Here is a 13,669-nt window from a genome sequence, read left to right on the forward strand (position 1 = left end):
TTACTCAATTAACCCATCTTCCCTATTTTGAATGTAAAGAAATTTTACTCATGACTGATTTACATCGCTTATCAATTCGTGAACTTGCTGAGGGCTTAAGCCAAGCGAAGTTTTCATCTCGCGAACTGACTGAACATTATTTGCAACGTATTGCTAAAATTGACCCACTGGTAAAAAGCTATGTGACGGTTACACCTGAACAGGCACTCGCGGAAGCTGATGCTGCCGATGCTGCCTTAAAAGCAGGTAATGCAACTGCTCTAACGGGTATTCCACTTGCTCATAAAGATATCTTTTGTACCAAAGGCATAAAAACAACTGCTGGTTCAAAAATTCTAGACAACTTCATCTCTCCTTACGATGCAACTGTTGTTGAAAAAACTAAAGCGGCTGGTCTTGTCACTTTAGGTAAAGTGAACATGGACGAGTTTGCGATGGGCTCAACCTCAGAAAGCTCATATGTTGGCGCAACAAGTAACCCATGGGCACTTGACCACGTTCCTGGTGGTTCATCAGGTGGTTCTGCTGCGGCTGTAGCGGCTGACTTAGCGCCTTTCGCTACGGGTACAGATACAGGTGGTTCAATTCGCCAACCTGCTTCTTTCTGTGGCTTAACAGGCTTAAAACCAACCTATGGTCGTGTATCTCGTTTCGGGATCATTGCTTATGCATCATCTTTAGACCAAGCAGGTCCAATGGCACGCTCTGCTGAAGACTGTGCTTACCTGATGAATGTAATTGCAGGCCATGATACAAAAGACTCGACTTCGGTTAAAAAAGAAGTGGATGACTACGTTGCGAACTTAAATAGCACATCTGTAAAAGGCTTACGTATTGGTATTCCTAAACAGTACTTTAACGTTGCAGGCTTAGATGCAGACGTAAAAGCTCGTGTTGAAGAATCTTTGAAAAAGCTTGAAGAAATGGGCGCAACCCTTGTTGAGATTGACCTCAATATGACTGAAGCCTATGTACCAACGTATTACCTGATTGCGCCAGCAGAAGCATCTTCTAACTTGTCTCGTTATGACGGTGTTCGTTATGGCTACCGCTGTGAAAACCCAGCCGACTTGATGGATCTTTATAAGCGTTCTCGTTCAGAAGGCTTTGGCCCTGAAGTTCAACGTCGTATCCTTATTGGTACATACGCGCTTTCTGCAGGTTATTACGATGCTTACTATGTAAAAGCACAAAAAGTACGTCGCTTAATTCAACAAGACTTCTTAAAAGCATTTGAAAATGTAGATGTGATCGCGGCTCCTTCTGCACCAACGACAGCTTATAAAATTGGTGCAAACTTAAGTCCAACTGAAATGTATTTAGGTGATATCTATACACTTGCAGTGAACTTAGCAGGCTTACCAGCGATTAATGCTCCTGTTGGTTTTGATAAAGACAGCTTACCTGTAGGCTTACAGTTGATTGGTAACTACTGGTCAGAGTCACAATTATTGTCGATTGTTCATCAATACCAACAAAACACTGACTGGCATACCAAACGTGCGGCAATTGCTGAGGAGAATGCATAATGGCTGAAGCTCAAAAGTTGAAATTGATTGACGGTTGGGAAGTCGTTATTGGTATCGAGATTCATACTCAGCTTGCAACCAATTCTAAAATTTTCTCTGGTTCATCGACTGAATTTGGTCAAGACCCCAACACGCAAGCAAGCCTTGTAGACTTGGCTATGCCGGGTGTATTGCCTGTTTTAAATGAAAAAGTAGTTGATCTTGCAATTCGTTTCGGTCTTGGAATCGATGCTTATATCGACCAAGCATCTGTGTTTGCACGTAAAAACTACTTCTATCCTGACTCTCCAAAGGGCTATCAAATTAGTCAAATGGATAACCCAATTGTTGGCTTAGGCCACATTGATATCCAGCTTGAGGATGGTACGACTAAACGTATTGGAGTAACTCGTGCTCACCTTGAAGAAGATGCAGGTAAATCTATTCATGACCAATTTGAAGGCATGTCTGGCATTGACTTAAACCGTGCTGGTACACCTTTGCTTGAAATCGTTTCTGAACCGGACATGCGTTCAGTTGAAGAAGCAGTGGCATATATCAAATCAATTCACACACTTGTGCGTTGGTTAGGTATTTCTGACGGTAACATGGCTGAAGGTTCATTCCGTGCAGACTGTAACGTGTCTTTACGTCGTCCGGGTCAACCGTTTGGTACGCGCTGTGAGCTTAAAAACCTCAACTCATTCCGTTTCATTGAACAAGCAATCAATGTTGAAATTGAACGCCAAATGGAAATTTTGGAATACGGCGGAAGCATCGACCAAGAAACACGTTTGTTCGATCCAAACAAAATGGAAACGCGCTCTATGCGTTCTAAAGAAGAAGCGAATGACTACCGCTACTTCCCAGATCCAGACTTGTTACCCGTGATTATTGCAGATGAGCAAATTGAAGCTGCTCGCGCTGCACTTCCAGAGCTACCTGCTGCACGCCGTGCACGCTTTATCGCAGACTTTGGTGTAACCGAGTACGATGCACATGTACTTACACTCTCACGCGAAATGGCGGACTTCTATGAGGCTGTTGTGGCTGCTGCGGGCGGCGCTACACAAGGTAAAGTATCTGCAAACTGGGTGATGGGCGAATTCTCAGCTGCGTTAAACAAAGCTAGTCTAGATTTGGCTGACTCGCCTGTTTCTGCTGAACAGCTAGGTGGAATGATTGCTCGTATTGTTGATAACACCATTAGCGGTAAAATTGCAAAACAAGTCTTTGGCTTTATGTGGGAATCGGAAGGTAAATCTGCCGATGACATTATTGCGGAAAAAGGCTTAAAGCAAGAAACTGATACGGGTGCGATTGAAGCAATCATTAAAGAAGTGCTTGCAGCCAATGAGAAAATGGTTGAAGAGTACAAGTCTGGTAAAGAAAAAGCCTTTAACGGTCTTGTAGGTCAAGTCATGAAAGCATCTAAGGGTAAAGCCAACCCTGCTCAAGTAAATGAATTAATGAAAAAATTGATTGGTTAATTTCATTAGTCAACTCAACAAAAAGCCTCGATTTATCGGGGCTTTTTTATATCACCTATGAATTATTCTTCGACTAAAGAATGGACTTTTTGCTAAAGAATTACTCAGTGACTGTGCTAATTTAAATTCAGAATTTAGATAACTTATATTTTAAAAAGAGAGATAAATCATGTCTAAAAATATTTTAATGTTGGTCGGTGACTACGCTGAAGATTATGAAACCATGGTTCCTTTTCAGTTCTTAACTGGTTTAGGTTATACCGTGCATGCTGTTTGCCCAAATAAAAAGAACGGCGACCATATTGCGACGGCTATTCATGATTTTGAAGGTGAACAAACTTATAGCGAAAAACGTGGCCACAACTTTACGATTAACTATGATTTTGATGCCGTTAATACCGAAGACTATGTAGGTCTAGTTATTCCGGGTGGTCGAGCACCAGAATATTTACGTATGAATGATCGTGTTGTCGAAATTGTACGTGAGTTCGATAGAGTGAAAAAACCAATTGCAGCCGTATGCCATGGCGCTCAGTTACTCGCTGCGGCAAATGTATTACAAGGTCGCCTCTGCTCAGCTTATCCGGCATGTGCTGCCGAAGTAAAATTGGCAGGTGGACAATACGCAGATATTACTGTAACTGAAGCAGTTACAGATGGACATTTGGTGACTGCCCCAGCTTGGCCTGCACATCCAGCTTGGTTAGCACAATTCGTGAAAGTCTTAGGCGCTACAATTACAATCTAAATAAATCACTTTATCCCAAATACAATAAAACCTGCTCTTAGATAGCAGGCTTTATTACTAAAATAGAAAACTAGATTTTTTATCTCGTAATTCCCAACTTATTCCAAATCTCTGGCGTTAAAAACGTTGTCACCAATTTATTTAAGTCGATATAGCGTAATGTGCCTTGCAACTGCTGTTTAACTGCGGGGTCTTTAACAATATCTTCACCAGCACTTTGGCCTAACTGCTGGAAAGCCTCCCCAACTGCCTTCACACCTTCAGCCTGAATCACAGCTTTAGTTTGCGTAGAACATTGCTCCACAATCACACGTTGTAAAACCTGCGCCAATTTTTGATCTAACTGATCCTTTTGCTCAAGCGTTACATTACTAAATGCTTTTAAATCAGGGTGAGCAGCTAAAGCTGTAAATGTCCATTGAAGCACAGTGGTCTTGTCTGAAGCCGTTGTAGCCTTAACTAAACAGTCACTTAACTGATCAACCGTGGGACCCGCCATCGCAATTTGTGTTGTACCCAGTACAGCAACTGCCATACAAACTGAACGGCTCAAATGTGAAAACTTACGGCGGGCAATCGCATAAACTTGACGTGACATAGGTCTAGCTCCAATAAACAATCTGTTCTTTGTATCACAGAGCTAGTAGTGTTACCTGTTATGACTCTGTAAATCGTCTATTTCTTCAAATTTAACAATTACTTTAATAATTAGCCCATTCCCGCATAATTCCATGCTTCTGGAATACTTGGCTGTTCTGGTGCTTTATTTAAATCAATATTTAAGTTTCTACTGCCCTGATAAGATTTCTCACCTGAATCTGAGGCAGGTGATACGCTTAAACTATAACGATAGCGAAATTGCCACAACATAGGTTTAATCGGACGAATATCTAGATTAAGACTATCTTCATCATGACAATTTCCTTTAGAACTCTCATAATCTTGCTCAGAAAAACATGCTCTAATCATCCGACTAAAACTAAATGGATAGTTCGCAATAAATTGATGTGTCGTTCCAGAATCTTTTAACTCATAAAAGCTAACCCGTTCAATTCCAGCCCCACCACCCGAATACATTTCAGAAAGCTGATCAATTATTGCAATTGCATAACGATTTTGGGTCATGGGAAAAAGCTTAGGAAATATATATTGTTTATGAAAGCTATCTTCGCTTCCTGTTGTCACAATATTCCATTTGCTGACTAATTTAAAACCTGTAGATGTAGGTTTAAACTGTGCGATATCATCACGGCTCGATAATATCCATAAATTCTGGTCTGGAGTTTTTAGACTACGCCATTGCGCGCCTTGCTGGCATAAATCTTTTATTTGTTCACACAATTGACTTTGCTCTGTTGAACTCAATTGCCCTTTCTTAAATTCCAAAATTTGTAATGGCGCAGCAAAAACGGATATGGCCGAACAACTTAATACAGCTGCTAAAGCAACCATTTTTAAATTAATTTTATAATTCAAAATCTTACTTCCTTAGACTATTCTTATATATTCAATGCATTATTTTACAATAGCTTCAATTCGATCAAGCTCCCACACCCCACCTGCTGCCAAGCCTTTGCACATCCCTGTCCACATATCCTTAGTATGTACAAAACTCTTGCCGTCCCAGACCCATTCTTCACTTGCCCAACAATCGCCTATGCCTCTCCCTTTTTGAGCACTACTAATAATACCGCTATCGAAATCAGAAGCTGTTTCTGTCACAAACGTTGCCTTACCAGCCAAAGACTGATCGAGTACCCATGCCCCATACCCTTCGTTATAAGCCCCCCTCCAACACAATGTAGTCGCCAAAACTTTCTTATTGGTTAGTTTATATAGCTCAATTTTTTGTGGTTCAGCTCCATCACTATTACCGCCATAAATTCCTTCACAAAAGTCTTCTTTAGGATTCGGATTAGCTCCCATCAAGCTACGGTGTATTGCTTGATACTGCTTGCTTTTCGGTTCTAGCGTTAAATAAGGTTTAGCTGTAGTTTTAATATGTTTAACAACCAGTTTTGGCTCAGGCATAAGTACTTTAGTTTCATTGGCACTGCCCTTTTTAACCAAAGCACCAACAGTCCCAATACGCTTCTGAAAATCATCCATTTTTAATAGCACAGCGGTCATTCCTGCATCAGAAATTTTCCATTCATGCTGAGTATTTTTAAATATAATTTCAGGTTTCTGTTTAGACTGTTGTAGTACAGCGTTGACTTGTAAATTATTCAATTTCCCCATCAATGGCAAATCGGTAGCATCTATAGTCACAGCGCCTAAATCTTTGCCATTTACATAAAAATGAATATTTTTAAGCTGATTGGCTGGCAAGCTTTGCTCATAGTCTGATAAAGCAAATTCAGCTTGCACAGCTTGTTTTGGCCCTGCTTTACGTACCAATAAAAGCGATGCTGGATTATCGCCATTTTCTTCATTTTGATAGCCTGCGGCTTTACATGTGCCGGTATTGCTACAAGAAATTTCCCATTCTTGGTGAGAAAATGAAATACCTTTTATGTCTTGAGCAAAACCATAAGAACTGATGACTGATAAACAGCAAATTGAAAGGATTTTTTTCATTTTTTCATGTCTCTGCTGGTCTGTTTTATTATGAAGTTAAAAACAGTTTTAAATTTTGAATTGCCTTATAGTTTAAAAGAATATGTTAGATTTATATAAGAATTAAATTGATTACTTTCTAAAAATGAAAAAACTAAATTTTTTATTATGCACAGCATTGGTCAGTCTAACTTCAACTGCTTATGCAGAAGTAAAAAGCTTTACGCCCCATTTCCCAAAGTTTTATAGCTCTGCTGCAACCCGCAAAGCTGATAATCAATTCTACGCTCTAGGAGAGGCAAAGTTTTTAAACGGCGTTACAGTGCCGTTTTATGGTGTTACAGCACAAAGCCCAACAGAGAATGGTTTACTTAAAGATTTTGAAACCTGTACACCTAAAAGTTGTCGTTTTAATTTTAAACTCGATGCTCAGCATGCAAAACAACTCAAGCTTCTTGCATTACCTGAAACAGGTTTAGTGCTCGTTCCAAGAAATTGGCAAGATGTGCAAGCAAATGCAGGCGCTAACGGGACTGGTTTTACTCTAATAATGAGTACAGATCAAAAACAAGCAATAGAACTCTATGATTCTTCATTTTGTGTTGGTTGCGGACTACCAAATGCAACACTTTACTTTCCCGAGCTGTTAAAAGAAAGTCTGGAAAATGAGTTTGGCGGGTTTAAAGACCCTAAAAAACTCATCAACATTGTTCATCCCTCTAAAAAAGTGGCTTTTTTTAGTTATCAAATTCCACAAGTAAATAATCGAACACACGGTATTGCCAAATATTACGATGAAAACACTTTTAACTATAAAGAAATTCAAATCACCTTAGATAAATCACAACAGTCTCTTGTAGGCCCTATCCTTAATTTTTACAACGCGACTCATTAAATCCACATCTGTAAAAAACCCGCTTTCGCGGGCTTTCTTTTATTTATGTAGTATCGATTCAAAAGCTTTTAAACGCTTATAAATCGAAAGTAATTCAATAATCGTTTTCCATGAACTAATTAAATATTGGAATGATTCACGGACCTTATCGAATACACCGCCAATTTGGTTAATCAAGCCTAACGTCATCTTTCCACTTGCAATTGCAGGGAATAAAACGACTAGACTATATAAAATATCTAACTGCTTATACCAAGTTGCTACCAAGTTAAAGTAAGCATAATGGAAATAGAGTCGGAAGTAGTTTTTACGAACTCGGCTAAATAGCTCTTTTAGAGTAGCTGGTTTTGCACGTTCTGCATGGTCTTCACCATAGACCAACTCTTTACGATAAGCCGCTTCCACTTTTTGATTATTAAATTGTAGCCCAGGTAATTTAACACCTACTACCATTAATAAAACTGTACCAAAAGCAGCCCATACAATTGCGGCCCATACTAGAGAATGTTCTAGTTCACCAACAATTGGTAAAACGGGAACATGTTTAGACAGTTGAAATAAAATAGGTAAAAAGGCAATTAAAATCATGACTGCTTTTACCAGTTCAACACCTAAGTCTTCCATAATAGTTGCAAAGCGCATAGTGTCTTCTTGCACACGCTGCGAAGCACCTTCAATATGACGCAGTTGTTCCCAATGTTCTGTGTAGTATTCATTCATTGCTGTACGCCAACGGAATACGTAATGGCTTGTGAAAAAAGCATTAATTACAGCAAGAGTCACAGCAACCATAGCAATATAAAGAAAAACTAGGGTTTCACTATATAATGCCGAGAGGTCACCACCTCCATCAGAAAGCATTTTTTGAATTAAATCCCAAAATGGTACATACCAAGCATTAATCGCAACACTGACCTGAACTCCAAACCAGATATTAAACAAAATAAATGCCGATCCCCATATAGACCAACGCTGCCATGGGTTGTTCGATATAATTTTCCAAAAGCCGGCAAAGAGTGCTGTAGAAACTAAAAACCAAACGTAAAACCATAAGAAAGTTGGAGACCAAAAACGGCTTACACCAACGGGTAGTTGTGCGTCATGGTAGCCCTTAGCAAACCCGATAAAAGTTCCCCATGTGTTTCCACCTGAGTACCAGAGCACCATATTTAATGCGATCCAAATAACCGCAGATATAAAAAAATACCGTGGTGATGGAAAAAATGATTTGAACATTGAGCGTGGATATCCTTATATTTCTTCAAATTTACAATGGAAGGAATACTAAAACCTAAACCTTAAAATTGTGAAGGGCAAAGTTTAGAGAATTGTCAATTTTTCCCGTTTCATTGAAGGATTTGATCGTTTTTTTGTAAATTCATCCCTTTTTGGCAATTTAATCCATTTAAATTACCTTGTATATGACTCTCAATAGAGCCATATACGGCTTTTATAACACAGCAATACAGAGATTAAATCTCTTCTTTACGAACAATATAACCTTCCAACTGCATTGCCTGAATGAGCAAATCTAGGTCTGAAGCGCTTTTAAGCTCAACATCAACACTCACGGCGCTTTCTTTGGCACGGCTTGTCGCTGCAAAGCGTTCATGACGCAATTCATAAATATTACCGCCTTGCTCAGCAATAATTGCTGTTAAACGGGCTAACGCACCCGGATTATCTGGTAATTCAACGCGAATACGAACCATACGACCTGTACGCGTTAAATGACGTTGCAATACAGAAACCATAACGCGTGTATCAATATTGCCACCAGACAGAACTACACCAAGCTTATGACCTAAAAATAGATCAGGACGAGACATAATTGCAGCAATACCTGTTGCACCAGCCCCTTCGCACACTGTTTTTTCAATATTGAGTAACAGCGCAATTGCTTCTTCAATCATGTCTTCAGTAACAACGACAATGTCATCAACATATTGTTTAGCAACTCGGGTCGTAAGCTCACCTGGAGTTTTAACTGCAATACCTTCTGCAACAGTAGAGCCCATTGAAACAGCATGCTGATAATTGCACAGAAGTTTCGCCATACTTGGATATACAACCGATTGCACCCCAATCACTTTAATTTTGGGATTTATTGCTTTAGCAGCAATGGCAATACCAGAAATTAGGCCACCACCACCAATTGGCACCACCAAAATGTCTAAATCAGGAACAGCTGCAAGCATTTCAAGCGCAATAGTTCCTTGACCTGCAATAATTTCTGCATCGTCAAATGGGTGGATAATCGTTAAAGATTCTTCTTGTGCAACCCGATGCATTTCAGCAGCAGCTTCTGAAAAGTCTTGTCCGTGCAAAATAACGCGTGCGCCATATTCACGCACTCGTTGTACTTTTACATTAGGCGTAGATTTAGGCATTACAATGGTCGCGGTCACCCCTGTGCGCTGAGCATGATACGCTACGCCTTGGGCATGATTGCCTGCCGAAGCTGCAATAACACCATGTTGTTTTTCTTGGTCAGATAAGCACAACAGTTTATTCAGTGCACCTCGTTCTTTAAAAGAAGCTGTAAATTGTAAGTTTTCAAATTTCAGCCACATCTCAGCCCCTAAGGTTTTAGAAATGGTTTCAGAGAAAACAAAAGGAGTTTTTACGACTAAACCTTCCAAACGCTCTGCGGCAGCATGAACATCATCTAATGTTGGAAACCCATTTTCAACCTGTTGCTGTATCATTTATCTAGTCAGCCTCAATACATTACAAATCAATTATTTTTTAACAATGACATCAATATTACCTATTGGTCATCAGAGTTTTCAGCATATCCAACATGTTTCTAATATACAAAAATTTTTATTTCAAAAATTAAAGATTTAAACTGCAATAAAAAAAGCCCTATTCAGGCTTTTTATTTAATTTTCAAATAATTAACGTCATATTATTGAGTTTGTGCACTTAATCCTTCAGTAGACATATTCTGTTCAGCTATTTTTTCATCAATAGCAAACTGAATATCGGAAAGTTTGGCATTGGCCGCATCAATACCAGATTTCATGGTGGCTTCACGGCCTTTTACATCAAAAATATGCGCTTTTTCTCTTAAATCTGGCTGAATCACAACATCCGCATATTGCAACTCTTCTGCTGCTAGACGACCTTGCATAATATTAATATTCTGGTTAAACAGCCCCCAGACATTCGATGTTTCTGTGTAAATAGGCTGAGCTAAAATATCAACTGCAATAATCACATCAGCCCCTAAATCTCGGGCAACTTCCACTGGCACAGGACTCACCAACCCGCCATCGACATATTCAGCTTTACCAATTTTGGTGGGGACAAACATACTCGGAATTGAAGCAGAAGCCCTAACAGCTTGCCCCGTATTGCCGTAATTAAATACGGTTTTAGTGCCATGCTTTAATTCGGTTGCAACCACATACATTGGAATTTTCATTTTTTCGAGCGGCATGTTGTTTACTTGCTGGTTAACGTAGTTTTCTACTTTTTTACCATCAAAGAAACCTTTTAATCCGATACTAATGTCACGCACATCGCCAGCTTTCATTTTTAATGCTGTATTACGCAATTCAGCAGGACTTTTACCACTGGCATAAAGTGCTCCAACAATACTACCCGCACTGGTCCCTACAATAAAATCTGGTCGAATACCGTGTTGTTCTAAAACCTCAATAACCCCTATGTGAGCATAACCCCGTGCTCCACCGCTACCCAAGACGAGCGCAACCACAGGTCGTTTTTGCTGTTTTTTGATTCTTGCAAAAGGCTGATCCACAGAACGAGCATAAGCCTCCGCTGTTTGCGGTTTTAGAGCAGCAGACAAGTGTGTGGTGGTTTGACATCCCGCCAATACCATAGAGAGTCCGAGAACCCACAATTTAAGCTGTTTCATGGCCCATCTTCGCACTATGAGGTTTTAAGTTTGGATTGCAATTTTAGTTGCTAGTTTCGTGAAAAGCTGTATTGAATTTATTTAATTTGTCATGTTTAAAATTTAGACTCAAGTATTTTATCTATCCCCCTTATGAAAAAGGCCCCTTATTTATAAGAGGCCTTTTGTAACTTACCAGATATCTGAATCAACTTTTTTCTTCAATTCTGGATACTTATCAATTTTAAATTCAGGCTCTTTAATGCCTTTTTTCAATTGTTCACGGTAATCTTTCAACAATGTACGTGCCATCGGCGTTAATAGTACGATTGCAATCAAGTTAATGGTTGCCATGATACCCATAAACAAGTCAGCCATAGACCAAACGAGCGGAACACTACCAATTGCACCGAAGTACACCATCACCAATACAAAAATACGGAAGATGAACATGACTTTCGGGTTGTTATTAATAAACTGCACATTACCTTCTGCATAGGCATAGTTACCTAGTACAGCTGAATAACAGAACAAGAATAATAGAACAGCAAGGAAGTCCGATCCCCAATGCCCAACTTGAGTTTCTAAAGCACGTTGAGTTAATTCAACACCGACAAAACCTGCATCCTGGTAAACACCAGAAACCAAAATGATGATTGCAGTACTTGTACATACAATAAAAGTATCTACAAATACACCGAGCATTTGTACCAAACCTTGGTTTACAGGATGTTTTACATCAGATGCAGCCGCTGCGTTTGGTGCAGAACCCATACCAGCTTCGTTAGAGAACAAGCCACGCTTAATCCCTTGCATCATTGCCATTGACACTGCCGCACCAAAGAAACCACCTGCTGCAGAATTAAAATTGAAAGCTTCAGTCACAATCAGCTTTAAAATATCAGGCAAAATTGCATAGTTACTGATTGCAATATAAAGAGCAACAGACAGGTAAAGACCTGCTTTTAAAGGTACAAACATCTCTGCAAATTTAGCGATACGCTTAATACCACCAAAAATTGCCAATGCAACCATAACAACAAGCGCAAGACCAACCCATGAAATTTCTAGATCAACGCCACCTAAATGAGCAATAACATTGGCTTTATCCCAACCCCAAGCATGTGAAGATGCATTAGCAATCGCATTGATTTGAACTGAGTTGAATACGAAACCGTAGGTAAAGATCAATGCAAGTGCGAAGACCACACCAAAGGTTTTACTACGTAAACCTTGAGTAATATAGTAGGCTGGACCACCACGGAACTGTTTACTCTTACTATCTCTAACTTTAAATAGCTGAGCAAGCGTAGACTCAATAAAAGCAGAGCTCATACCAAGAACAGCAGTTACCCACATCCAGAACACTGCACCAGGACCACCAATTGCGATAGCGATTGCTACACCAGCAATATTACCTACCCCAACACGGCTCGCAAGGCCAGTTACAAACGCCTGAAAAGGTGTAAGACCATGCTCATCTGCGCCTTCTGTACGACTGCTTTTCATAACACGGATACTTTGCAAGAACATGCGAATTTGCACAGCTCCTGTTAAGACCGTATAAAAAATACCTACAGCCAGCAAGAAAATAACCAAAAAGTCCCATAAAGGGTCATTAAAAAATTTTACCCACGACATCAGTGTGGCATTGAGTTGTTCATTCATACTCGGTCCGCTTACGTTCCTTGCTAATGTGCTAAGAGCACATGCCAAAATACTGCAATAAACAAAAAAGCCCCTAAAAACCGGGACTTTTCAGTAAATTCAAGAAAAAACTTTTAATGTCAATTGAATAGCAATTATCGTCACAAGTTTAAGCAACATCATGCCCAACACTAAGCCTTTGAAAGTTGCATGAGAGAACGCGACCTTCAGATAAAATAATATCATTGCACTACCGAACTTTTCCGCTTTTGGAAAAACAGTATGCATCGACTCAGCTACAAACTTGGAAACTAACAAATGACCACCGCTAAATAAACTCGTCCAATGATTCCCATCAATTAAGCGAGTTATACAAAATCTGGATTTAAGCCAATAAGCATATTTACATATACTTTTGAGCAAATGTCTAAACTGGATATAAATTTCAAAGACTGTAACGAGCCATCGCCATAACGCGACTATCTGCGCCCTTTTCTCCATGATCAAAGAAGAGTGCGTTTAGACCTGTACTAAGCTGTTGTATTTTTTGTGGCTCAGTAGCTGCTTGAGTTACGTTCATTTTCATGGTTGCAATGGTAATCGCCAATCCTTGTTTCATGAACTGCTTGTTGATGAGTGGTAGACTCATGTAAAGCTCCTATACCTCGTGTATTTCTCCATTTCTGCACCCAGATCCCTTTTGTAAAAGGATTTTGTATGCAGCCACTATTCCTAACATGAGTATGGAGAAATCATACCTGCGTAAAAAAGTCGGTATTATGCAGAAATTTAAAGTTTTGTGTATGTTTTTCATTAAAATTTTATATAAAAAATGGTCATATTTTATATAAAACTATCCGTTTTGCACTGTTTTTAAACATATTATACCTTTCTTTCAATTGAATATTTTTCACCCACTTACTGTTATGCTTTTATTTTTATAACCGACAAAATCAC

At 39.4% G+C, this 13,669-nt stretch carries 13 protein-coding genes; 4 read left to right on the plus strand and 9 right to left on the minus strand.

Annotated elements, in window-relative coordinates; all coding sequences use genetic code 11:
- Nucleotides 1–50 precede the first annotated feature (50 nt).
- The 3 genes from gatA (at nt 51) to ACINWC141_RS06620 (ending at nt 3,746) form a co-directional block, all read left to right on the plus strand.
- Nucleotides 51–1,529: an Asp-tRNA(Asn)/Glu-tRNA(Gln) amidotransferase subunit GatA gene (gene gatA, locus ACINWC141_RS06610; protein ID WP_009389302.1), complete on the plus strand. Its 1,479-nt coding sequence runs from the start codon at nt 51–53 to the stop codon at nt 1,527–1,529.
- A complete protein-coding gene (gene gatB / locus ACINWC141_RS06615) occupies nt 1,529–2,998 on the plus strand; it encodes an Asp-tRNA(Asn)/Glu-tRNA(Gln) amidotransferase subunit GatB (RefSeq protein WP_009389620.1) in 1,470 nt (489 codons plus the stop codon). The genes gatA and gatB overlap by 1 nt, the downstream gene beginning before the upstream one ends.
- Nucleotides 2,999–3,167: 169 nt before the next feature.
- The gene (locus tag ACINWC141_RS06620; protein ID WP_009389640.1) at nt 3,168–3,746 is read left to right on the plus strand and encodes a DJ-1/PfpI family protein; all 579 of its coding nucleotides are present in this window, start codon (nt 3,168–3,170) and stop codon (nt 3,744–3,746) included.
- Between the two features lie 79 nt (nt 3,747–3,825).
- Here the strand turns inward: ACINWC141_RS06620 and ACINWC141_RS06625 are convergent, their stop codons facing one another.
- The 3 genes from ACINWC141_RS06625 to ACINWC141_RS06635 form a co-directional block, all read right to left on the minus strand.
- A complete protein-coding gene (locus tag ACINWC141_RS06625; RefSeq protein ID WP_009389601.1) occupies nt 3,826–4,344 on the minus strand; it encodes a hypothetical protein in 519 nt (172 codons plus the stop codon).
- A gap of 110 nt (nt 4,345–4,454) precedes the next feature.
- Nucleotides 4,455–5,198, minus strand: coding sequence for a hypothetical protein (locus ACINWC141_RS06630; RefSeq protein WP_034677933.1), 744 nt, complete (start codon nt 5,196–5,198; stop codon nt 4,455–4,457).
- A gap of 63 nt (nt 5,199–5,261) precedes the next feature.
- Nucleotides 5,262–6,326: a DUF1176 domain-containing protein gene (locus ACINWC141_RS06635; RefSeq protein ID WP_009389424.1), complete on the minus strand. Its 1,065-nt coding sequence runs from the start codon at nt 6,324–6,326 to the stop codon at nt 5,262–5,264.
- Between the two features lie 124 nt (nt 6,327–6,450).
- Here ACINWC141_RS06635 and ACINWC141_RS06640 point away from each other — a divergent pair, with 124 nt between their 5' ends.
- Nucleotides 6,451–7,200 (plus strand): DUF4850 domain-containing protein, encoded by a 750-nt coding sequence (locus ACINWC141_RS06640; RefSeq protein ID WP_009389625.1) that lies wholly within the window; start codon nt 6,451–6,453, stop codon nt 7,198–7,200.
- Between the two features lie 39 nt (nt 7,201–7,239).
- On the opposite strand, the gene sbmA is transcribed toward ACINWC141_RS06640, so the two are convergent.
- The 6 genes from sbmA to ACINWC141_RS06665 form a co-directional block, all read right to left on the minus strand.
- Nucleotides 7,240–8,436, minus strand: coding sequence for a peptide antibiotic transporter SbmA (gene sbmA / locus ACINWC141_RS06645; protein ID WP_034677892.1), 1,197 nt, complete (start codon nt 8,434–8,436; stop codon nt 7,240–7,242).
- Nucleotides 8,437–8,672: 236 nt separating this feature from the next.
- Entirely contained in the window at nt 8,673–9,908 is a 1,236-nt protein-coding gene (locus tag ACINWC141_RS06650) for a threonine ammonia-lyase (protein WP_009389407.1), read from the minus strand.
- A gap of 203 nt (nt 9,909–10,111) precedes the next feature.
- Nucleotides 10,112–11,086, minus strand: a complete 975-nt coding sequence (locus ACINWC141_RS06655) for a patatin-like phospholipase family protein (RefSeq protein WP_009389695.1) — start codon at nt 11,084–11,086, stop codon at nt 10,112–10,114.
- Nucleotides 11,087–11,257: 171 nt separating this feature from the next.
- Complete coding sequence (locus ACINWC141_RS06660; RefSeq protein ID WP_009389459.1) at nt 11,258–12,733, minus strand: alanine/glycine:cation symporter family protein; 1,476 nt, start codon at nt 12,731–12,733, stop codon at nt 11,258–11,260.
- Nucleotides 12,734–12,832: 99 nt separating this feature from the next.
- Entirely contained in the window at nt 12,833–13,000 is a 168-nt protein-coding gene (locus ACINWC141_RS20045) for a hypothetical protein (protein WP_009389685.1), read from the minus strand.
- A 157-nt stretch (nt 13,001–13,157) separates the two neighbouring features.
- A complete protein-coding gene (locus ACINWC141_RS06665; protein ID WP_009389704.1) occupies nt 13,158–13,361 on the minus strand; it encodes a hypothetical protein in 204 nt (67 codons plus the stop codon).
- Between the last annotated feature and the right edge of the window lie 308 nt (nt 13,362–13,669).

Source organism: Acinetobacter sp. WC-141 (assembly GCF_000313935.1).
Taxonomy (GTDB): domain Bacteria; phylum Pseudomonadota; class Gammaproteobacteria; order Pseudomonadales; family Moraxellaceae; genus Acinetobacter.

Bases quoted from the DNA above. Each gene is read 5' to 3' on its own strand.
- gatA (WP_009389302.1), top strand. From the start codon at position 51: ATGACTGATTTACATCGCTTATCAATTCGTGAACTTGCTGAGGGCTTA.
- gatB (WP_009389620.1), top strand. From the start codon at position 1,529: ATGGCTGAAGCTCAAAAGTTGAAATTGATTGACGGTTGGGAAGTCGTT.
- ACINWC141_RS06620 (WP_009389640.1), top strand. From the start codon at position 3,168: ATGTCTAAAAATATTTTAATGTTGGTCGGTGACTACGCTGAAGATTAT.
- ACINWC141_RS06625 (WP_009389601.1), bottom strand. From the start codon at position 4,344: ATGTCACGTCAAGTTTATGCGATTGCCCGCCGTAAGTTTTCACATTTG.
- ACINWC141_RS06630 (WP_034677933.1), bottom strand. From the start codon at position 5,198: ATGGTTGCTTTAGCAGCTGTATTAAGTTGTTCGGCCATATCCGTTTTT.
- ACINWC141_RS06635 (WP_009389424.1), bottom strand. From the start codon at position 6,326: ATGAAAAAAATCCTTTCAATTTGCTGTTTATCAGTCATCAGTTCTTAT.
- ACINWC141_RS06640 (WP_009389625.1), top strand. From the start codon at position 6,451: ATGAAAAAACTAAATTTTTTATTATGCACAGCATTGGTCAGTCTAACT.
- sbmA (WP_034677892.1), bottom strand. From the start codon at position 8,436: ATGTTCAAATCATTTTTTCCATCACCACGGTATTTTTTTATATCTGCG.
- ACINWC141_RS06650 (WP_009389407.1), bottom strand. From the start codon at position 9,908: ATGATACAGCAACAGGTTGAAAATGGGTTTCCAACATTAGATGATGTT.
- ACINWC141_RS06655 (WP_009389695.1), bottom strand. From the start codon at position 11,086: ATGAAACAGCTTAAATTGTGGGTTCTCGGACTCTCTATGGTATTGGCG.
- ACINWC141_RS06660 (WP_009389459.1), bottom strand. From the start codon at position 12,733: ATGAATGAACAACTCAATGCCACACTGATGTCGTGGGTAAAATTTTTT.
- ACINWC141_RS20045 (WP_009389685.1), bottom strand. From the start codon at position 13,000: ATGCATACTGTTTTTCCAAAAGCGGAAAAGTTCGGTAGTGCAATGATA.
- ACINWC141_RS06665 (WP_009389704.1), bottom strand. From the start codon at position 13,361: ATGAGTCTACCACTCATCAACAAGCAGTTCATGAAACAAGGATTGGCG.